This is a genomic window from Curtobacterium flaccumfaciens UCD-AKU (assembly GCF_000349565.1).
Classification (GTDB): domain Bacteria; phylum Actinomycetota; class Actinomycetes; order Actinomycetales; family Microbacteriaceae; genus Curtobacterium; species Curtobacterium poinsettiae.
Map to the genome: position 1 here is coordinate 84,015 of NZ_APJN01000018.1, position 21,020 is coordinate 105,034.

The 21,020-nt window shown below is 69.3% G+C and carries 17 protein-coding genes; 3 read left to right on the forward strand and 14 right to left on the reverse strand.

Annotated features, from left to right (window positions below):
• Nucleotides 1-68 precede the first annotated feature (68 nt).
• The 8 genes from fusA to H489_RS20730 form a co-directional block, all read right to left on the reverse strand.
• Complete coding sequence (fusA, locus tag H489_RS20700; RefSeq protein WP_017885538.1) at nt 69-2,186, reverse strand: elongation factor G; 2,118 nt, start codon at nt 2,184-2,186, stop codon at nt 69-71.
• A gap of 87 nt (nt 2,187-2,273) precedes the next feature.
• Entirely contained in the window at nt 2,274-2,744 is a 471-nt protein-coding gene (gene rpsG, locus H489_RS20705) for a 30S ribosomal protein S7 (RefSeq protein WP_017885539.1), read from the reverse strand.
• Nucleotides 2,745-2,749: 5 nt separating this feature from the next.
• Complete coding sequence (gene rpsL, locus H489_RS20710; protein ID WP_017885540.1) at nt 2,750-3,118, reverse strand: 30S ribosomal protein S12; 369 nt, start codon at nt 3,116-3,118, stop codon at nt 2,750-2,752.
• A gap of 228 nt (nt 3,119-3,346) precedes the next feature.
• On the reverse strand, nt 3,347-4,579 hold the full coding sequence (locus tag H489_RS20715) for a hypothetical protein (protein WP_017885541.1): 1,233 nt from the start codon (nt 4,577-4,579) through the stop codon (nt 3,347-3,349).
• A gap of 37 nt (nt 4,580-4,616) precedes the next feature.
• On the reverse strand, nt 4,617-5,144 hold the full coding sequence (locus tag H489_RS20720; protein WP_017885542.1) for a DUF6121 family protein: 528 nt from the start codon (nt 5,142-5,144) through the stop codon (nt 4,617-4,619).
• Nucleotides 5,145-5,171: 27 nt separating this feature from the next.
• Nucleotides 5,172-5,783 carry a CBU_0592 family membrane protein gene (locus tag H489_RS36510; protein ID WP_214533295.1) on the reverse strand — a complete coding sequence of 204 codons (612 nt, stop codon included), beginning with the start codon at nt 5,781-5,783 and terminating at the stop codon, nt 5,172-5,174.
• A 161-nt stretch (nt 5,784-5,944) separates the two neighbouring features.
• The gene (locus H489_RS20725; protein WP_017885544.1) at nt 5,945-6,193 is read right to left on the reverse strand and encodes a hypothetical protein; all 249 of its coding nucleotides are present in this window, start codon (nt 6,191-6,193) and stop codon (nt 5,945-5,947) included.
• Between the two features lie 61 nt (nt 6,194-6,254).
• Nucleotides 6,255-7,172, reverse strand: coding sequence for a prepilin peptidase (locus H489_RS20730; protein ID WP_081612156.1), 918 nt, complete (start codon nt 7,170-7,172; stop codon nt 6,255-6,257).
• Between the two features lie 185 nt (nt 7,173-7,357).
• Between H489_RS20730 and H489_RS20735 the strand changes: the two genes are divergently transcribed.
• A complete protein-coding gene (locus H489_RS20735; RefSeq protein WP_017885546.1) occupies nt 7,358-7,753 on the forward strand; it encodes a VOC family protein in 396 nt (131 codons plus the stop codon).
• 129 nt (nt 7,754-7,882) lie between these two features.
• Here H489_RS20735 and rpoC read toward each other — a convergent pair whose 3' ends face one another.
• The 6 genes from rpoC to H489_RS20760 all read right to left on the reverse strand — a co-directional run bounded on the left by rpoC (nt 7,883) and on the right by H489_RS20760 (nt 19,108).
• Nucleotides 7,883-11,764 (reverse strand): DNA-directed RNA polymerase subunit beta', encoded by a 3,882-nt coding sequence (gene rpoC / locus H489_RS20740; protein ID WP_017885547.1) that lies wholly within the window; start codon nt 11,762-11,764, stop codon nt 7,883-7,885.
• Nucleotides 11,765-11,808: 44 nt separating this feature from the next.
• Nucleotides 11,809-15,297, reverse strand: coding sequence for a DNA-directed RNA polymerase subunit beta (gene rpoB, locus H489_RS20745; RefSeq protein ID WP_017885548.1), 3,489 nt, complete (start codon nt 15,295-15,297; stop codon nt 11,809-11,811).
• A 418-nt stretch (nt 15,298-15,715) separates the two neighbouring features.
• The gene (locus tag H489_RS20750; protein WP_017885549.1) at nt 15,716-16,315 is read right to left on the reverse strand and encodes a hypothetical protein; all 600 of its coding nucleotides are present in this window, start codon (nt 16,313-16,315) and stop codon (nt 15,716-15,718) included.
• Between the two features lie 332 nt (nt 16,316-16,647).
• Entirely contained in the window at nt 16,648-17,325 is a 678-nt protein-coding gene (locus tag H489_RS20755; protein ID WP_017885550.1) for a response regulator transcription factor, read from the reverse strand.
• Nucleotides 17,322-18,590 carry a sensor histidine kinase gene (locus H489_RS0118065; protein ID WP_017885551.1) on the reverse strand — a complete coding sequence of 423 codons (1,269 nt, stop codon included), beginning with the start codon at nt 18,588-18,590 and terminating at the stop codon, nt 17,322-17,324. Before H489_RS0118065 ends, H489_RS20755 begins: the two co-directional genes overlap by 4 nt.
• Nucleotides 18,587-19,108: a hypothetical protein gene (locus H489_RS20760; protein ID WP_017885552.1), complete on the reverse strand. Its 522-nt coding sequence runs from the start codon at nt 19,106-19,108 to the stop codon at nt 18,587-18,589. The genes H489_RS0118065 and H489_RS20760 overlap by 4 nt, the downstream gene beginning before the upstream one ends.
• Before the next feature lie 131 nt (nt 19,109-19,239).
• Here H489_RS20760 and H489_RS20765 point away from each other — a divergent pair, with 131 nt between their 5' ends.
• The gene (locus tag H489_RS20765) at nt 19,240-20,082 is read left to right on the forward strand and encodes a spermidine synthase (RefSeq protein ID WP_017885553.1); all 843 of its coding nucleotides are present in this window, start codon (nt 19,240-19,242) and stop codon (nt 20,080-20,082) included.
• A gap of 108 nt (nt 20,083-20,190) precedes the next feature.
• Nucleotides 20,191-20,964, forward strand: coding sequence for a DUF308 domain-containing protein (locus tag H489_RS36515; protein ID WP_139179594.1), 774 nt, complete (start codon nt 20,191-20,193; stop codon nt 20,962-20,964).
• The last annotated feature ends 56 nt before the right edge of the window (nt 20,965-21,020 follow it).

The following is a 21,020-nucleotide window of genomic DNA, read 5'->3' on the forward strand; positions in this document are numbered from 1 at the left end:
GTCTGTACTTTACTTGGTGGCGAGGGGCCCGTCGCCGGGCGCCCCCGCCTGTGGAGAAGCGCTGAGCGCTACTCCCCCGCGTTCTTCGCGATGATCTCCTCGGCGACCTTGGCCGGGACCTGGCTGTAGGTCTCGAAGGTCATCGAGTAGACCGCACGACCAGAGGTCTTCGACCGCAGGTCGCCGACGTAGCCGAACATCTCGGACAGCGGCACGCTCGCGCGGACCACCTTGACGCCCGAGGCGTCCTCCATCGAGGCGATCTGGCCACGACGGGAGTTCAGGTCACCGATGACGTCGCCCATGTACTCCTCCGGAGTACGGACCTCGACGGCCATGATCGGCTCGAGGATCGCCGGACCGGCCTTGCGAGCCGCTTCCTTGTAGGCGATCGAGCCGGCGATCTTGAACGCCATCTCGGACGAGTCGACGTCGTGCGCCGCGCCGTCCTTGAGGATGGCCTTCACGCCGACGGTCGGGTAGCCCGCGAGGATGCCGACCTGCATGGCGTCCTGGATACCGGCGTCGACCGACGGGATGTACTCACGCGGGACACGGCCACCGGAGGTCGCGTTGACGAACTCGTAGACCTTCTCGCTCGTGACCTCCATCGGCTCGAGCGCGATCTGCACCTTCGCGAACTGACCGGAGCCACCGGTCTGCTTCTTGTGGGTGTAGTCGTAGCGCTCGACGATCTTGGTGAGCGTCTCGCGGTAGGCCACCTGGGGCTTGCCGACGCTCGCCTCGACGTGGAACTCGCGCTTCATGCGGTCGACGAGGATGTCGAGGTGGAGCTCGCCCATGCCCTTGATCGTCGTCTGACCGGTCTCGGCGTTGAGCTCGACGCGGAACGTCGGGTCCTCTTCGGCGAGCTTCTGGATGGCCGTGGAGAGCTTCTCCTGGTCAGCCTTCGTGTTCGGCTCGATGGCGACCTCGATGACCGGCTCCGGGAACGTCATCGACTCGAGGACGACCTGGTTGGTCGGGTCGCACAGGGTGTCACCGGTGGTGGTGTCCTTGAGGCCGATGACCGCGTAGATGTGGCCAGCGGTCACGTTGGCGACCGGGTTCTCCTTGTTGGAGTGCATCTGGAAGATCTTGCCGATGCGCTCCTTCTTGCCCTTGGTCGAGTTGATGACCTGGGCACCGGACTCGATCGAGCCGGAGTAGACGCGCACGTAGGTCAGACGACCGAAGAAGGGGTGCACCGCGACCTTGAACGCGAGCGCCGAGAACGGCTCGGTCGCGTCGGGCTTGCGGATGATCTCCTTCTCCTCGTCCTTGACGTCGTGGCCGATCATCGGCGGCACGTCGAGCGGGGACGGGAGGTAGTCGATGACGGCGTCGAGCATCGGCTGGACACCACGGTTCTTGAACGCGGAACCGCAGAGGACCGGGTAGAGCGTGCTGCTCACCGTGAGGGCACGGATCGCTGCCTTGATCTCGGCGACCGAGAAGTCGGTGTCGCCCTCGAGGTAGCGCTCCATGAGGACGTCGTCCGCCTCGGCCACGCGCTCGATGAGCTTCTCGCGGTACTCGGCGGCACGGTCCTGCAGGTCGGCCGGGATCTCTTCGATCTCGTACTTCGCGCCCATCGCGACGTCACCCTTGGCGTCGCCGCGCCAGGTGAGTGCGCGCATCTGGACGAGGTCGACGACGCCTTCGAACGAGCTCTCGGAACCGATCGGCAGCTGGAGCACGAGGGGCTCCGCGCCGAGGCGGTTCACGATGGTGTCGACGGTGTAGTAGAAGTCGGCGCCCAGCTTGTCCATCTTGTTGACGAAGCAGATGCGCGGGACTTCGTACTTGTCGGCCTGACGCCAGACGGTCTCGGACTGGGGCTCGACGCCCTCTTTCCCGTCGAACACGGCGACGGCACCGTCGAGGACGCGGAGCGAACGCTCCACCTCGACCGTGAAGTCCACGTGACCGGGGGTGTCGATGATGTTGATCTGGTTGTTGTCCCAGAAGCAGGTCGTCGCGGCCGACGTGATCGTGATGCCGCGCTCCTGCTCCTGCGCCATCCAGTCCATCGTGGCAGCGCCGTCGTGGACCTCACCGATCTTGTGCGTGATGCCCGTGTAGAACAGGATGCGCTCGGTCGTCGTGGTCTTGCCGGCATCGATGTGCGCCATGATGCCGATGTTGCGGACCTTGTTCAGGTCGGTGAGCACGTCCTGTGCCACAGGGTTCCTCCGGAAGAGTTGTAGGAGAGGTTGGCGGCCGTCCGGGCGCCGGGGTTCTTGACCACCGGCGCCCGGACGGTGCCGGGACTACCAGCGGTAGTGGGCGAAGGCCTTGTTCGACTCGGCCATCTTGTGCGTGTCCTCGCGGCGCTTGACCGCGGCACCGAGGCCGTTGGACGCGTCGAGGATCTCGTTCATGAGACGCTCGGTCATCGTCTTCTCGCGACGGGCCTTGGCGTACGAGGTGAGCCAACGGAGCGCGAGGGTGTTCGCGCGGTGCGGCTTGACCTCGACCGGGACCTGGTAGGTCGAGCCACCGACACGGCGGCTGCGGACCTCGAGGGTCGGACGGACGTTGTCGAGCGCCTTCTTCAGCGTCACGACGGCGTCCTGCTGGTTCTTGGCGGAAACGCCCTCGAGTGCACCGTAGACGATGCGCTCAGCGAGGCCCTTCTTGCCGTCGAGCAGGATCTTGTTGACGAGCTGGCTGACGATCGGCGCACCGTAGACCGGGTCGGCGACGACGGGACGCTTGGGAGCGGGACCCTTACGAGGCATCTAACTCAACCCTTCTTCGCACCGTAGCGGCTGCGAGCCTGCTTACGGTTCTTGACTGCCTGGGTGTCCAGGGCGCCACGGATGATCTTGTACCGCACACCCGGGAGGTCCTTCACACGACCGCCGCGGACGAGCACCATCGAGTGCTCCTGGAGGTTGTGGCCCTCACCGGGGATGTAGGCCGTGACCTCGGTGCCGTTCGAGAGCTTGACACGAGCGACCTTGCGCAGTGCCGAGTTCGGCTTCTTGGGGGTGGTGGTGTAGACGCGGGTGCACACACCACGCTGCTGGGGGTTCGCCTTCAGGGCGGGCGCCTTGGTCTTGGTGACCTTCGGCGTACGACCCTTGCGAACCAGCTGCTGAATAGTAGGCAACTGTTCTCCTGGTTCTTCGCTCGTGCTCTCTGGCCGGCGCGTTCCGCCGGCTTCCTCGTCCCACGCTGATCACCGCCGGACGGCGGGTGTTCGAGTGGGGGACGGAGTGGTCCGGCTGGGCGATCCCGCTCGCCGGACTTTTCGGGCGCGCCCGAGGGCGCACACCCGGTAGAGACTACCCGCGGAACGGGACGAAATCAATCCGGGTCACCCCGGGAACCGACACCGTCATGAGCCGGTGTCGGACGAGCCGTTGCCCACCGCCGAGCGGAACGTCGCACCGTCGCTCGAGAAGCCGGTGACGTACCCGCTCGCGTTGACGTTGAGCGGCCCCGCGGACGCCGTTCCGGTGCCGGCGGCACCCGAGATGTCCGCCGTGTACTTCGCCCGCCCGAACGTGGTCGTCGTGATCAACCAGCCGTTCGTCGTCCAGCTGCCGACCCGGACCGTCGGCCGCGTCTCGAGCGTCCACTTCTGGTTCGTGTAGGTGTACGCGGGGTTCTGGCCGTACGCGTAGAAGCTGCAGCCGGCCGGCGCGGCGTCGGTGGAGGCGATGCAGCCGTCCACCCAGTCGTCCACCGCTCGCTTGGCGGCCTGCTGCCCCGCGGTCGTGAGGGTGGTCGTCATCTGCACCGGGGTCGACGTCGTCCGGCCGAACCCGCTGACGTCCGCCGATCCACCACGTGCCGTGGTCCACTTGCCGCCGTCGAAGGCGACGTCGTAGGTACCGGGCAGCGCGCGGAGGCTCACCGTGCCGTCCTTCGCGGTCCGCACGTTCCGGCCTGCGACCGTGACCGACGCACCGGAGGGTCCGCGCACGGCGACGTCGACCGAGCCGAGCTCGGGGGCCTGGAGCTCCCAGACCGGGAACACACCCCAGTCGGTCCCGGTCTTGTCGAGCGTGAAGGTCGCGGCGACGTCCTGGCCACCCTGGCGCAGGTACGCCCGGACGGTCGCGGTGTCGCCGTCCGTCCGCGTCGCGGCGACGCGGTACCCGGTGACCTTGTCCGATGCCTTCGCGTAGGCGGCGTCACCGAGCAGCACGTCGGACTTCCCACGTTCGATGCCCGCGTCGTCGAGGGCGTCGGCCACGCGTCCGGCCGTCAGGTCGTCGAGGAACGCCCGCACGGGGCGGTCGGCCGAGTGCGAGGCGGAACCGACCGAGTACCCGACGACCCCGGCGACGAGCAGCAGGACGACGGCGGTGCCACCCGAGATGATCCCGATGAGCTGCCCGCGGCGGAGCTTCCGGCGGGGACGCTGCGGCACCGGCCCGGGCGCTCCGGCGAAGCCGGCGCCGGGCGCTCCGGCGAAGCCGGCGCCGGGACCGACCGCAGGACCAGGGCCGACCGTCTGGCCGGCTGCGGCGGACGCGCCGTCGGTGCCACGGATCGAGGCCACCGGCGGGACGGCGCCCCAGCCGCCCTGCTGGTCCGGATCCTGCGCGTGCTGGTCGCTCATCGTTCCCCCGTTTGGTGTGCGTCGTGCTGTCCGAAGACTACCGCTCGGCGGGTCCCTCGCCCGCGTTCGTCCGGTTGTGCCCGGAGAGTCCGCCCGACCCGTCCGCGCCGCTGGTCGCGTGCGTCCCGTCGGTCGCGACCGAGCCGCCCGCGGTCCGCGCCTGGTGGCGAGCCGTCGCGATCCCGCCGAGCACCGACAGGAGCGCCACCACGACGGAACCGACCACGAACGGGCCGAGGGCGTATCCCGCGGGGAAGACGAGGAGCTCGGTCGCGTCCGAGCGGACGAGTGCGTAGCCCACGGCTCCGACGCCGAGCATGACCAGGTAGACGGTCGCCGCCGCGACGAGGGCGGTCACCCCGGGGTTGCCGTCGCGGACACCCGCCGCGGTCGCCAGTAAGACGACCACCGCGCCGCCGACCACCATCGCGGGCCCGAGGTACGGGGTGGCGTCGGGCTGCGAGATGACCTCGACGTCGGCGAGCAGGGCTTCGAAGCCCGTGACGGCGATCACGAGCGCGATGAAGAGGATCGACGTCATCGTCGCGATCAGCCACCGGGACATGGGCCGATCGTATCGCCGACCGGCTGGTCAGCGAGCGGGTTCGGCGTGGTCCGTGTCGTCGGCGTGCGCACGGTCGGACTGCTCCTGCGCTGCGGCGACCAGGGCGAGCGCGATGGTCGCCGTGATGATCGGGACGGTCTCCGTCATCGGGGCGGGCGCCTCCGGCACCGTCGCGGGCACGAGATCCGACGTCGTCGGGCGGGTCGGGTCCGTCGCGACCGTCGCGTCCGCCAGGTCGACCCGCTGGAGGCCCGTGGTCGCGTCCGTCTCGCCGGCCCCCTCCGGCTCGTGGTCGCGCAGCGCCGGCCCGATGACCGGCAGGACCCCGGTCGTGGCCGGCGGCTCCGCGCGCAGGACCGGCGGCTCGGCCGCAGCGGACCCGTCGCGCTTCGCCGCGCGACGCGCACGGACCATCTTCACCAGGACGACGACGGCGACGATCGCCCAGATGCCGTTGACGATCGTCGAGGGGACGGCGTGGTGGGCGGCGACGTTGACGGCCACCGCGAGGCCGCCGACCAGGTTGAGCAACTGGTAGAGCGGACCGTTCGGGATCCTGCCCGTGGAGAACAAGATGTAACCAGCAAGGACGGTTACTGCCCCGAACCAACCGAGGAATTCGACGATTCCGACCAACACGCGCGACTCCGGGCACGACGAGGAACGGCCGATTCGAGCCGACCGTTCGAGAGGGGATGAGCAGCCGCGGACACGGCGCCGTGAGCATCGTAATCTCCGCGACGGGCGTCGCGGAAGTGATGTCGGCGTGGCGCGGCCGACACCGGTCCGTGCGGGTCGGATCAGCCCGCCGCGGTGCCGCCTGCGTCCGTCGTCACGTCCTTCGAGCGGAAGCGCCCGATCGACCAGAGCTGGCGGAGTGCGACCGCCACGGTGTTCGGTTCGAGCACCTCGCCCTGTTTCGTCGCGCCGACGGGTACCGGCACCTCGGCGAACCGCAGGATCGTCGGTCTCGCCCGGTCCGCGTCCTGCACCTCGACGGAACGGATCGCGGCGGCGCCGATGTCGACGCCGACGATGCTCTTCGACATGGGCGGTCCTTCCCCGTGACCGTCTTCGGGTCGGTCTGGTGGCGCAGCGCGTGACGAGGCGTCAGGCGAGTCCGAGGAGGCGCAGGTAGCCATCCCACGCGGGCGCACCGACGGCGATGCCGAGCCAGGCACCCGCGAGCATCCAGGGGCCGAACGGGATCCCGCTCCGGCGGCCCGCCCGGCGCACGGCCAGGAGGACGACTGCGAAGGTACCGCCGAGCAGGAACGCGGCGGAAGAACCCACCGCGAGGGGTCCCCATCCGAGGTACGCCAGCACGAGACCGAGCACGCCGGCGAGCTTCACGTCCCCGAGTCCCATCCCGCCGAGGACCGCCAGCGCGAGCAAGAGGTAGACACCGCCGAGGACGACGAGACCGCCGATCCCGCGGACCGCGGCGCCCCAGTCCCCGGACACCACCGATGCCACGAGCAGGAGCACGGGCAACACGATGTACGCCGGCAGCACGATCCGGTTCGGCAGGGTGTGGGTGTCGAGGTCGATGAGCGTCAACGAGATGCTGATCGCCATCAGGTACAGCAGTGCGACGAGCAGGATCGCAGCGTGGATCGCTCCGGGAAGACCGTCCGGTGCCGCCCACGTCGGCCACGGTGCGAGGACCGAGAGCAGGGTCACCGCGACGAACAGGAGGCCCGTGGCGGCCTCGACGAGCGGGTACCGAGCCGAGATGGGCGCGTCGCAGTCACGGCACCGGGCACGCAGGAGGAGCCAGGACACCACCGGCACATTGTCGCGCCCCCGGATCTCGTGGCCGCAGCCGGGGCAGGAGCTGGCCGGTGCGACGACCGACATCCCGGCGGGGATGCGGTGCACGACGACGTTCAGGAACGACCCGATCGCGAGACCGAGCAGACCGACCAACGCGGTGACGAGGGGCAGCGCCGAGGTGGACACGGTGCCGGTCACCTCCCCGTCGGGGTGCCGTCGGTGCGGTCTCGCTGCGGTCGTTCGGGTGCACATGACGACCAGCCTCACGGACCGCGGACCGCTCCGTGGCCTCAGACCGGCAGGCGGTGGAGGACATCGGCGCGATGCCGCCTGTGGAGGAACACCGCGACGAACGGCACCAGGTCGACACGGGCCGGACAGCGCGACGCAGCGGAATCCCTCTCGACGCGCGCCCCCGCCCGGGCACATGATGAGACATGGACATCACGAGCGTGACCGTGGGGCTGCCCGTCACCGACATCGAGGCGTCCTGCCTCTGGTACGGCGCGGTCTTCGAGCGCACCGAGCCGGACCTCGAACCCGAGGACGGCGTCGCCGAGTACGAGGTCGGCGGCATCTGGATCCAGCTCTACGTCGACGAACAGGCCGAGGAGAACCCGGTCAGCGTCCGCTTCGGCGTCGACGACGTCGCCGCGCAGCACGCACGGATCGGCGCGCTCGGCATCGACATCGGCCCCGTCGAGTGCGTCGACGGCGCGGTCGACTGGTTCGACGTCCGCGACCCCGACGGCAACGTGCTGAGCCTGTTCTCGCTGGTCGACGAGACCGGTCGCGGCTCCGGCCGCGACAACGGCGCGGGCCGCGCGCTCTAGCCGCGACCCCACGGCGGACGGGAGGCCCGTGACGGCCGGGCACCGTGCCTCCAGGCCGTCACGTGGTGACGACACGACGAAGGCCCCGCCTCCTTGCGGAGACGGGGCCTTCGTGGGATCACATCAGGCTCAGTTGTACGTGCCCGGCGTGAAGTCGTCCGACGAGAAGCTGTCGAAGTCGACGAAGCTCAGGTCGGCGTCCGAGAACGACGAGTCGTCAGCGAAGATGCGGTTGGGGTACCGCTCCGCCTTCGCCTCTTCGGTCGCGTTCACGTCCACGTCACGGTACCGGCTGAGGCCCGTCCCGGCAGGGATGAGCTTACCGATGATGACGTTCTCCTTGAGGCCGACGAGGTGGTCCTGCTTGCCCTCCATGGCCGCCTGCGTGAGCACGCGGGTGGTCTCCTGGAAGGAAGCGGCGGACAGCCACGACTCGGTCGCGAGGGACGCCTTCGTGATGCCCATGACCTCCTGGCGAGCCGAGGCGGTCTTGCGACCCTCCTGCAGCGCCGCACGGTTCAGCGCGTTGTAGCGCGACCGGTCGACGAGCTCACCCGGCAGCAGGTCGGTGTCGCCGTGGTCGACGACGGTGACCTTGCGGAGCATCTGGCGGACGATGACCTCGATGTGCTTGTCGTGGATCGGCACACCCTGCGAGCCGTAGACGTCCTGCACACCGTTGACCAGGTGCTTCTGGACCTCTCGGACACCCTTGACCCGGAGGACTTCCTTCGGGTCGACGGTGCCGGCGATGAACTGCTCGCCGAGCTCGACGTGCTGGTTGTCCTCGATGAGGAGCGTCGCACGCTTGAGCACCGGGTAGATGAACGGCTCGTCGCCGTTGTCCGGCGTCAGGATGATCCGACGGCCCTTGTCCGTGTCCTCGACGACGACGCGGCCGGGGGCCTCGGCGATCGGGGACGCGCCCTTGGGCGTACGGGCCTCGAAGAGCTCCGTGACACGCGGCAGACCCTGGGTGATGTCGTCGGCCGAGGCCGAACCACCCGTGTGGAAGGTACGCATCGTCAGCTGGGTACCGGGCTCACCGATGGACTGCGCGGCGATGATGCCGACTGCCTCACCGATGTCGACCAGGTTGCCGGTGGCGAGCGAACGGCCGTAGCACTTCGCGCAGACACCGACGGCCGACTCGCAGGTCAGGACCGAGCGCACCTTGATGCTCTCGACACCGGCTGCCAGCAGCTTCTCGAGGAGCACGTCACCGACGTCCTCACCGGCCTCTGCAACGACCGTGCCCTTGGCGTCCACGGCCTCGGTGGCCAGAGTGCGGGAGTACACGGTGTTCTCGACGCGCGGGTCGCGGACGAGCTTGCCGTCGGCGTCCACGGTCGCGATCGGCAGCTCGAGGCCACGCGTCGTACCGCAGTCGTCCTCGCGGATGATGACGTCCTGGGAGACGTCGACGAGACGACGGGTCAGGTAGCCGGAGTCGGCCGTACGGAGCGCCGTGTCGGCCAGACCCTTGCGAGCACCGTGCGTGGCGATGAAGTACTCCGCCACGGTCAGGCCCTCGCGGTACGAGTTGATGATCGGGCGGGCGATGATCTCGCCCTTCGGGTTGTTCACCAGACCACGCATACCGGCGATGTTGCGGACCTGCAGCCAGTTACCACGAGCACCGGACGACACCATGCGGTTGATCGTGTTGTCGACGGGGAAGTTGTCCCGCATCTCCTGTGCGATCTCGTTGGTGGCCTCGGTCCAGATCTTGATCAGGTCGGCGCGACGCTCGGAGTCGGTGATCAGACCCTTGTCGAACTCGCCCTGCACCTTGGCGGCCTGGATCTCGTAGCCCGCGATGATCTCCTTCTTGCGAGGAGGCGTCACGACGTCCGACAGGGCGACGGTCACACCGGAGCGGGTGCCCCAGTAGAAGCCGGCGTCCTTGATCCGGTCCAGCGCAGCGGCCGTCTCGGTCTTGGAGTAGCGCTCGGCGAGGTCGTTGACGATCGCGGAGAGCACACCCTTGTCGGTGACCTTCTGGACGAACGGGTAGTTCGCGGGCAGGGTCTCGTTGAAGAGCGCACGGCCCAGGGTCGTCTCGAGCAGCAGCGTGTCGCCCTGCTCGTAGCCCTCGGGGGCTTCACCCTCGGCGAAGTGGACACCCGTCATGCGGATCTTCACCATCGCGTTGAGGTGCAGCGTGTGCTGGTCGTTCGCCAGGATCGCCTCGGCCACCGACGAGAACGCACGGCCCTCGCCCACGGCGCCCTCGCGGACGGTCGTGAGGTGGTGCAGACCGATGATCATGTCCTGTGCGGGCAGGGTCACCGGGCGGCCGTCGGACGGCTTCAGGATGTTGTTCGAGGCGAGCATCAGGATGCGTGCCTCGGCCTGGGCCTCGACCGACAGCGGCAGGTGCACGGCCATCTGGTCACCGTCGAAGTCCGCGTTGAACGCAGCACAGACGAGCGGGTGGAGCTGGATGGCCTTGCCCTCGACGAGCTGCGGCTCGAACGCCTGGATGCCCAGACGGTGCAGCGTCGGCGCACGGTTCAGCAGGACGGGGCGCTCGCGGATGATCTCCTCGAGCACGTCCCACACCTGCGGACGCGAACGCTCGACCATGCGCTTGGCCGACTTGATGTTCTGCGCGTGCGACAGGTCGATCAGGCGCTTGATGACGAACGGCTTGAAGAGCTCGAGCGCCATCTGCTTGGGCAAACCGCACTGGTGCAGCTTCAGCTGCGGGCCGACGATGATGACCGAACGGCCCGAGTAGTCGACACGCTTGCCGAGCAGGTTCTGGCGGAAACGACCCTGCTTGCCCTTGAGCATGTCGCTCAGGGACTTCAGGGCGCGGTTGCCGGTACCCGTGACCGGACGTCCACGACGACCGTTGTCGAACAGCGCGTCGACGGCTTCCTGCAGCATGCGCTTCTCGTTGTTCACGATGATCTCGGGAGCACCGAGGTCGAGCAGGCGGCGGAGACGGTTGTTGCGGTTGATCACACGACGGTAGAGGTCGTTGAGGTCCGACGTGGCGAACCGGCCACCGTCGAGCTGCACCATCGGGCGCAGCTCCGGCGGGATGACCGGCACGACGCCGAGCACCATCGCCGCCGGCGAGTTGCCGGTGGCGAGGAAGGAGCTGACGACGCGCAGACGCTTGATCGCACGGATCTTCTTCTGGCCCTTGCCCTCGGCGATCTGCAGACGCAGCGCCTCGGCCTCGGCGGCCAGGTCGAACGCCTCGAGCCGGAGCTTGATCGCCTCGGCGCCCATGTAGGCGTCGAAGTAGATCCCGAACCGGTCCTGGAGCTCGTGGAAGACGGCGTCCTCGGGCTTGAGGTCGCCCACCTTGAGGTTGCGGAAGTCCTCCCATACACGCTCGAGACGGGTGATGTCCTCGTCGAACGACTTGCGGACCTGGGACATCTCCTTCTCGGCGGTGTCCTTGGTGCGGCGCTTGACGTCGGCCTTCGCACCCTCTTCCTCAAGGGCTGCGAGGTCGTCCTCGAGCTTCTTGAGGCGGTCGGCGATGATCGAGTCGCGCTGGCCCTCGAGGGTCTTGATCTCGAGACGCATCTCGTTCTCGAGACCCGGCATGTCCGCGTGACGGCCCTCTTCATCGATGTCGATGATCATGTACGCCGCGAAGTAGATGACCTTCTCGAGGTCCTTCGGCGCCATGTCGAGGAGGTACCCGAGGCGCGACGGGACGCCCTTGAAGTACCAGATGTGCGTGACGGGGGCAGCGAGCTCGATGTGGCCCATGCGCTCACGACGGACCGAGGACTTGGTGACCTCGACGCCGCAGCGCTCGCAGACGATGCCCTTGAACCGGACACGCTTGTACTTGCCACAGGCGCACTCCCAGTCGCGGGAAGGACCGAAGATCTGCTCGCCGAACAGACCGTCCTTCTCGGGCTTCAGGGTGCGGTAGTTGATGGTCTCCGGCTTCTTGACCTCGCCGTACGACCACTGACGGATGTCCTCGGCGGTTGCGAGGCCGATCCGAATGGCGTCAAAGGAAGTTGCTTCGAGCAATGTTCTTCTCTCTTGCTGATTCAGGCTTCGATGTACGGGCGGGATCAGATGTCGTCGACGGAGGACGACTCGAACCGCGAGGAGATGTTGATGCCCAGCTCCTCCGCAGCGCGGAAGACCTCGTCATCGTTGTCGCGCAGGCTGACCGCCTGGCCGTCGGCCGAGAGGACCTCGACGTTCAGGCAGAGCGACTGCATCTCCTTCATGAGGACCTTGAAGGACTCGGGGATACCGGGCTCCTGGATGTTCTCGCCCTTGACGATCGCCTCGTAGACCTTCACGCGGCCGAGGATGTCGTCGGACTTGATCGTCAGGAGCTCCTGGAGGGCGTAAGCGGCGCCGTACGCTTCGAGCGCCCACACCTCCATCTCACCGAATCGCTGTCCACCGAACTGCGCCTTACCACCCAGTGGCTGCTGCGTGATCATCGAGTACGGACCGGTCGAACGCGCGTGGATCTTGTCGTCGACCAGGTGGTGCAGCTTGAGGATGTACATGTAGCCGACCGAGACGGGCTCCGGGAACGGCTCGCCGGAGCGGCCGTCGAAGAGCTGCGCCTTGCCGGACGAGCCGATCAGGCGCTCGCCGTCGCGGTTCGGGAGGGTCGAGTCGAGGAGGCCCTCGATCTCGCGCTCGTACGCACCGTCGAACACCGGGGTGGCGACCTTGGTGCCGGGCTCGGCGCTGTGCGCTGCCTCCGGCAGGTTCTCGGCCCACTCCTGGATGCCCTCGACGTTCCAGCCCTGCTTGGCGAGCCACCCGAGGTGGATCTCGAGCACCTGACCGAAGTTCATGCGGCCGGGGACGCCGAGCGGGTTGAGGACGATGTCGACGGGGGTGCCGTCGGCGAGGAACGGCATGTCCTCGACCGGGAGGATGGTCGAGATGACGCCCTTGTTGCCGTGACGACCGGCGAGCTTGTCACCCGCGGTGATCTTGCGCTTCTGGGCGATGTAGACGACCACGCGCTGGTTGACGCCCGAGCCGAGCTCGTCGTCACCGTCCTGCGAGTCGAACACCTTGACGCCGATGATCGTGCCCTCTTCACCGTGGGGCACCTTGAGCGAGGTGTCGCGGACTTCGCGCGACTTCTCGTTGAAGATGGCACGGAGCAGACGTTCCTCGGCGCTCAGCTCGGTCTCGCCCTTCGGCGTGACCTTGCCGACGAGGATGTCGCCGGGGCGGACCTCGGCACCGATGCGGATGATGCCGCGCTCGTCGAGGTCGGCCAGCAGGTCCGGGCTGACGTTGGGGAGGTCACGGGTGATCTCCTCCTTGCCGAGCTTCGTGTCGCGGGCGTCGACCTCGTACTCCTCGATGTGGATCGAGGAGAGCGTGTCGTCCTTGATGAGGTTCTGCGACAGGATCATCGCGTCCTCGTAGTTGTAGCCCTCCCACGGCATGAACGCGACGAGGAGGTTCTTGCCGAGCGCGAGCTCGCCGTTCTCCGTCGCGGGACCGTCGGCGATGACCTCGCCCTGCTCGACGCGCTCGCCTGCGGAGACGATGACGCGGTGGTTGTAGCTCGTGCCCTGGTTGGAGCGGTCGAACTTGCGCAGGTAGTAGGTCTGCGTGCCGCCCTCGTCGAGCTGCAGGGTGACGGCGTCGGCCGAGACCTCGGAGACGACACCGGCCTTGTCGGCGGTGACGACGTCGCCGGCGTCGATGGCCGTGTAGCCCTCCATGCCGGTGCCGACGAGCGGCGACTCGGAGCGGAGCAGCGGGACGGCCTGACGCTGCATGTTCGCACCCATGAGGGCGCGGTTCGCGTCGTCGTGCTCGAGGAACGGGATGAGCGACGTCGCGACCGACACCATCTGGCGCGGGGAGACGTCCATGTAGTCGACCTCGCCCTTGGCGACGAGTTCGACCTCGCCGCCCTTCTTGCGGACGAGCACCTTGTCGTCGGCGAAGTGGAAGTCGTTCGTCAGCGGGGCGTTGGCCTGCGCGACGACGAAGTCGTCCTCTTCCGAAGCGGTGAGGTAGTCGATGGTCTTCGTGACCTCGCCGTCGACGACGCGACGGTACGGGGTCTCGATGAAACCGAACGAGTTGATCCGACCGAACGACGCGAGCGAACCGATCAGGCCGATGTTCGGGCCTTCCGGGGTCTCGATCGGGCACATGCGGCCGTAGTGCGACGGGTGGACGTCGCGGACCTCGACGCCGGCACGCTCGCGGGACAGACCACCCGGGCCGAGGGCCGACAGGCGACGCTTGTGCGTCAGACCCGCGAGCGGGTTGTTCTGGTCCATGAACTGCGACAGCTGGGAGGTCCCGAAGAACTCCTTGATCGCGGCGACGACCGGACGCACGTTGATGAGCGTCTGGGGCGTGATCGCCTCGATGTCCTGCGTGGTCATGCGCTCGCGGACGACGCGCTCCATGCGGGACAGACCCGTGCGGACCTGGTTCTGGATGAGCTCGCCGACGGCGCGGATGCGACGGTTGCCGAAGTGGTCGATGTCGTCCACGTCGAGGCGCAGCTGCACCGGCTCGCCGTCACGGATGCCGTCGATCGTGGTGCGCTCGGCGTGCAGCGACACCAGGTACTTGATCGTCGCGACGATGTCCTTGACGGTGAGCACCGAGTCGGACAGCGGGGCGTCCATGCCGAGCTTGCGGTTGACCTTGTACCGGCCGACCTTCGCCAGGTCGTAGCGCTTCGAGTTGAAGTAGAAGTTGTCGAGGAGCGCACGCGCGGCCTCGGCAGCGACCTGCTCGCCCGGGCGGAGCTTGCGGTAGATGTCCTTGAGCGCCTCTTCCTTCGTGAGGACGGCGTCCTTCTCGAGGGTCGACTCGATCGACGCGAAGCCCTGGAACTCGTCCATGATCTCTTCGCTCGTCAGGCCGAGGGCCTTGAGGAAGACGGTCACGGACTGCTTGCGCTTGCGGTCGATGCGCACGCCCACCTGGTCGCGCTTGTCGATCTCGAACTCGAGCCAGGCACCACGCGACGGGATGATCCGCGCCGAGTAGATGTCCTTGTCGGAGGTCTTCTCCTGCTGGCGCTCGAAGTACACGCCGGGCGAACGGACGAGCTGCGACACGACGACGCGCTCGGTGCCGTTGATGATGAACGTGCCGCGCTCGGTCATGAGCGGGAAGTCGCCCATGAAGACCGTCTGCGTCTTGATCTCACCCGTCATGTGGTTCATGAACTCGGCGTTGACGTACAGCGGAGCGGCGTAGGTCTTGCCGCGCTCCTTGCAGTCGTCGATCGAGTACTTCGGGTCCTCGAGCTCGGGAGCCGTGAACGAGAGCTGCATGGTCTCGCCGAGGTCCTCGATCGGGGAGATCTCCTCGAAGATCTCCTCGAGCCCCGAGTGCAGCGCGAGGTCGGTGCGACCCTGCTCCTGCCCTTCGGCGAGGCGGGCCTTCCAGACGTCGTTGCCGACGAGCCAGTCGAAGCTCTCCGTCTGGAGTGCGAGCAGATCAGGAACCGTGAGGGTGTCCGTGATCTTGGCGAACGAGAGTCGCGAGTGGTTGCGACCGTTCTTGGGGTTGGTGGATGCGTTGGGCGCAGCAGCCAAGGGTGTGACCTCCGGTAGGCCCCGTCGGGCCGACACTGACGAGCAGTGTGTAGGTGAGTGGATTGATCGCTCGGCGAACCCTGAGAGTGCAAGCCCTGCGACCACGCCGACGCGTGCCTGACGCGGAACGTCGGTGCACGTGTGGGATGATCTCCGTGAGCGGTACCCGCCGCCATATACGGGTCCGGCTGCACCAGGGCGAGATGAGTTTCTGTCTCAGAACTCTGCGTCGACCGAAATATGACGACACGGATGCCAGGGAGCGCGAACTGTCATCATAGTTCGCTCCGCGGCGTGCTGTCCAGTCCCGGCTTGACCGGATTCGGCAGTGGCGTGTATAAGCCGCCGGACGCCGCTTCCATTCCCCTGCGCAGGCAGCCGAGACGCATCCGATGTGCGGCCCGGACGCGCCCCCTGCTCAGCCCAGACGCTCGCGATCGACGCGATCCGCGCCTCCCGGCCCGCCCGGCAGTCCGGCCAGCGCACGGAACGCGTCCTCGGGACGCCGCGTGCGGACGAACGTGACCCGCCCCCGGTCGTCGGTGAGCTCGATCCCGAGCCCCGGCGTGAGGATGAGCGCCCGCACGCCGCGACGGATCCGCAGGCCGACCCCGCCGTAGGTGGCCGCGTCCGCCTCGACCAGACGGACGTCGGTGATCCGCCGGCGCGCGATGCGTCGCGGCGGGAGCGGACGGAAGTGCAGGGTCACGTGCCGCTCGGTGACGGTGAACCCGGCACGGGCGAGGACGAGCAGCAGTCCGAGGGCGACGGCGAGCAGTCCCGGCACCAGGAGCGCGACCTCGGGTGCATCGCCCGGCCAGCCGAGCACGGCGGCGGACAGCCCGGCGCCGGCCACGAACAGCGCGGTGCCGACGACGCGCATCCAGGTCGGCGCCGCCTCGCGGTCGGCGTGGAACGGCCTGGAGGCCCGGATCGCCCGGGTGGGTCGGCTCCCGGACCGGTGGGGGTCCGGGGTGGTGCGGCGTGTGGTGGGCACGCTCATGGTGTCGGCGGTCATGACGGAGGTCTCCTGCGGCGGATCAGCAGTGGTGCACTCGTCATCGGGTGCGGTGCGTTCGACGGCCAGCGCGCGCGGGTGGCCGGAGGGGTGGCGCGCAGCAGCACGCCGACGGCGCGCACGCTCGAGCGGTGGGGGCGCTCAGGGGCACGTCGTGGTCACGGTGTCCGGGCGGACGCGTGGGGTGTGGGGCACACACGCATCGACGCTCGGGCGTCGTGACGACAGGCGTCAACGGTAGGCGACGAGTCTTGGCGTCCGCTGGCCGTCGATGTGCACGCATCCACCTGTCCCGAGTGCGTCACCCGGGGACGACGTCGGGCTGCCGACGGTCAGCGCAGGACGCGGGCGACGGCCTCGGCGCGGGTGCGGACCCCGAGCTTCGCGAAGACCTGGTTCACGTACGACTTCACGGTGGGCACCGTCAGGAACAGCTCGGCGGCGATCTCGGGGTTCGTCCGACCGTCGGCGATGCGCTCGAGGACGTCCACTTCGCGCGGGGTGAGGTCCGGGAACCGCGCACCGAGCGCCGGGCCGGGATCGGGCTCCGCAGGCGCAGCAGCAGGGCCACCGGAACCGGCACCGGCACCACCGACGAGGTGTGCCACGAGCCGCGCTCCCACCGTCGCGTCGAAGGTCGACTGCCCCGCGGCCACCGCACGCACCGCGGCCGCGATCTCCGCCCGCCCGGCGTCCTTCGTCAGGTAGCCACGCGCCCCGGCCCGCATCGCGGTGACGATGGAGTCGTCGTCGGCGTACGTCGTCAGCACCAGCACCGCGACCCCGGGGTGCTCGGCGACGATCCGTGCGGTGGCGGTCGGCCCGTCGACGCCCGGCATCCGCAGGTCCATCAGGACGACGTCGGGTGTGTCCCGGCCGACGGCGGCGATCGCCTCGGCCCCGTCGGCCGCCTGCCCGACCACCCGCAGGTCGGGCACGAGCGACAGCACCGTCACCAGGCCGTCGCGGACGATGGCCTGGTCGTCGACCACGAGCACCCGGATGGTCACGAGCGGTCGTCCTCGGCGACGACCGCCGCGTCCGCGTCGTCCGCAGTGTCCGCCTCGCGCGTGCCGTCGACGGGCAGGTGCATGGCGACGACGAACTCGTCGTCGGAACGCTCGGCCTCGACCGTGGCCTCGCTGCCGAGTTCCGCGAACCGCTCGCGCATCCCGAGCAGCCCCTGGCCGCCGCTGGGCAACGGGTTCGCCACGACGACGTCCACGGCGTCGCCGTCCCGGATCACGGACAGGGACACGGGGCGGCCGGGGGCGTGCCTGCGGGCGTTGCTGAGGGCCTCCCGGACGACCTGGACCACGGCGGCACGGTGGGCGTCGTCGAGGACCGCGAGGGTCGCGTCGCCCTGCACCACGGCCTCGCCGCCGAACGAGCGGTGCGCGTCGACGAGGGCCGTCAGGCCCGCCCCGCGGTCTGCGGACGGACTGGAGGCACGGGTCGGCTCCGGCTGGTCGGGCTGCGGTCGGTGGGTCCGGGGCTCGTCGGGAACTGGTCGTCCGGAGTGCGGCTCGTCGCGGAGCGCGTGCACCGCACGCCGCGCCTCGGCCAGACCGTCGGCGGCGAGCGCGCGGGCGTCACCGGCACGGCGGGTGGCCTCGTCGACGCGGCCGGCCTCCAGCAGGGCCTCGACCGCGTCGAGCTGCAGCACCAGGCCGCCGAGCGAGTGGGCGAGGACGTCGTGGATGTCCCGGGACGCCCGCGACCGGTCGGCGAGGAGCCGTGCGCGCTGCTGCTGGCGCTCGGTCTCGCGGGCCTGCGCCGTCGTGAGCCGCGCCTGCCGACGGCTGAACCCGACGAGCACGCCGAGCAGCAGCCCGCCACTCACGCCGAGGACGAACTGCACGGACGTCTGCTCGAGCGTCGCGGTGACGGCGACCACCACGACGGCGGCGAGCGCGGCGACCGCGGCCGTCCAGACCGGCAGGCGGAGGTCGGCACCGAGGACGACGAGCCCGACGATCACCGGCACGACCAGCAGCGAGTCGGTCGGCACCACGGTGAGCGATCCGGCGGCGACCATCACGCCGGCTGCGGCGACGAGGACCCGGGGTGTGCGTGCCCCTTCACGGACGGCCCAGGCGGCGAGCGCAGCGGCCCCGAGGACCCAGACCCACGCGGGGTGGTGGAGCAGGACGCCGTTCCGGACGAACCAGAAGGCGACCACGGCGATGCCCACGCCGTTGAGCAGCCACGAGACGCCGGAGCGGGACCGGACCCCGGCGGGGTCGGTCCGCTCCGGTTCGGTCGGCAGGCTCACCGCACCATCATGCCGCGGCCGGCGGTCGCCGGGCGGTCGGTCCCGCGGGGGATGCGCTGGTCGACGACCAGGGCGCGGGCGGCTCGGTTCAGGGCGAGCACGAGCAGGATCGTGCCGGTCGAGGTGAGCAGGTGCGCACCGAGGTGGCCACCGAGGACGTCGAGGCCGATGCGGGCGGCGATGAGGACGATCCAGAGGCCGGCGCCGAGCCAACCGGTGCGGGACTGCAGGGTCCGGCCCTTGTCGTCCGGTGTCGTCACGGTGCGGAACCGGGTCATGGCCCCCATCGCCAGGCCGACGGCGACGGTGAGCAGGGCCTCGAGTCCGAGGAACACGACGTCGGTGGTGGTGACGGTCGTCGTGGTCTGCGCGAGGACGACCACCCCGACGATCGCCATGACGAGCGGTCCGCGCCAGATGCGCGCCGGGTCGAGGGAGCGCCAGGTCGCCTGCCGGTACGCCAGGAGGCCGACGAGGGCGAGGCCGATGAGCACGTTCGCGAGGAGCTGGACCGACATGGTGTGCCTTTCGAAGTGGTCCGGCGGGGCCTTCCCGACCGGTGTGATCAGCCTCGTTCCGGGTGTCCCCCGGGCACACCAACCAGGGGTGGGGACGCGGGTGGTGATCGCGGTGGTGTTCCATTGACCGCATGGCTGATGCGTTCGACGGGTTCCGGATCGGTGCGGGGTACTCGGTGGTGGAGCCGGACCGGCACCGGCCGGGGTCCTTCACCCTGGTGGTGGACGGCACCCCCCAGTCGCACGTGGACCTCGAGGACCCGACCCACCTGGCGTTCGAGTACATCCGGCGGATCGGGCACGCGATCGACCTGCTGCCCGACGGCCCGGTCACGGCGCTGCACCTGGGCGCCGGGGCACTGACCCTGCCCCGCTACGTCGCCGTGACGCGTCCGGGTTCGCGGCAGCAGGTCATCGAGCTCGAGCGCGACCTGGTCGAGCACGTGCGCGAGGCCCTGCCGTTCCCCCGCGGCGCCTCGATCCGGGTGCGGTACGGCGACGCCCGCGAGGTCCTCGGCAAGCTGCCCGCCGGCCTGCGCGGCACGGTGGACCTGGCGGTGGTGGACGTGTTCGGCGGTTCGCAGATCCCCGCCCACGTGACGAGCGTCGAGTTCTACCGCGAGGTCGCCGCGTTCCTGTCGCCGACGGGCATCGTCGCGGTGAACGTGGCCGACGGCGCCGGGCTGGCCTTCGCCCGCGGACAGGCGTCGACCCTGCAGTCGGTGCTGCCCTCGGTCGCCGCGGTCGCGGACACCGGGATGCTCAAGGGCCGACGGTTCGGCAACATCGTGCTGCTCGGCTCGCCGACCGACCTGCCGGTGGCGGACATGCCCAGGCGGTACTCGTCGGACCCGATGCCGGCGAAGGTCGTGCACGGTGCGGAGCTCCGCTCGTTCATCGCCGGAGCGCCGATCGTCACCGACCAGACGGCGGTCGCGTCCCCCGAGCCGAACCGGAGCGTGTTCGGGGGCTGACGCCCGCGCGGGGCCTCGCCGGGGACGGAGTTCGGGCGTTCGGCCGGTCCGGCTGTCAGGATGGTCTGAACGACCGCGCAGGTGCGCGACCGAGCGATGGGAACCCTGATGACGAACGACGACCGGAACGACCAGGACCGGACGGGCGACGGCCAGGCGCCGAGCTGGGGCGAAGCCCCGCAGCAGCGGCCCGACGCCGACGCCCCGCGGTACGGCGAGCGGGTGGACCCGACGCCGACCTCGACCCCGCAGTACGGCGAGCAGTACGGGCAGGGCCAGCAGCAGTACGGCCAGCCGAACGGCGAGCAGCAGGGTCAGTACGGGCAGCAGCAGTACGGACAGCAGCAGTACGACCAGCCGTCGAGCACGCCGAGCTGGAACGACCAGCAGCGTCACGAGCAGGGCCACGACCAGCAGCCGTACGCCGCCGCGCCGTCGCACTCCGGTGCCCCGGCCTGGCAGAGCTACGACGAGCCGAAGCCCAAGAAGAAGACCCTCGGTGTGGTGGCGTTCGTCCTCGGACTCGCCGCGCTCGTGATCGGCGTCATCGGTGGGTACGTGATGGGGTCGGCGCTCGCCAACAGCGACGCGATCAACAACCTCGTCCCGAGCAGCGGTGCGACCCCGGACCAGCAGGAGCTGCAGCGTCAGCTCATGAACGACCCCGCCGTCATCTCGCAGATCGGTGTCGGTGCGGTGATCGCCGGCGTCGCCGCGATCCTCGGGCTCTGGGCGCTCGTGCAGGGCATCATCGCCGCCGTGACCAAGCGTGGTCGCGGCTGGGGCATCTTCGCGATCGTCCTGGCCGTCGTCGCCACGATCGCGACGCTGGTCACCTACGTCGGCGTGGCCGCTGCCGCCGCGGTGGCCGCCAACTCCTGATCGACCGCTCCGGACGGCCCGTCGTGCTCCGGCACGGCGGGCCGTCGGTCGTTCCG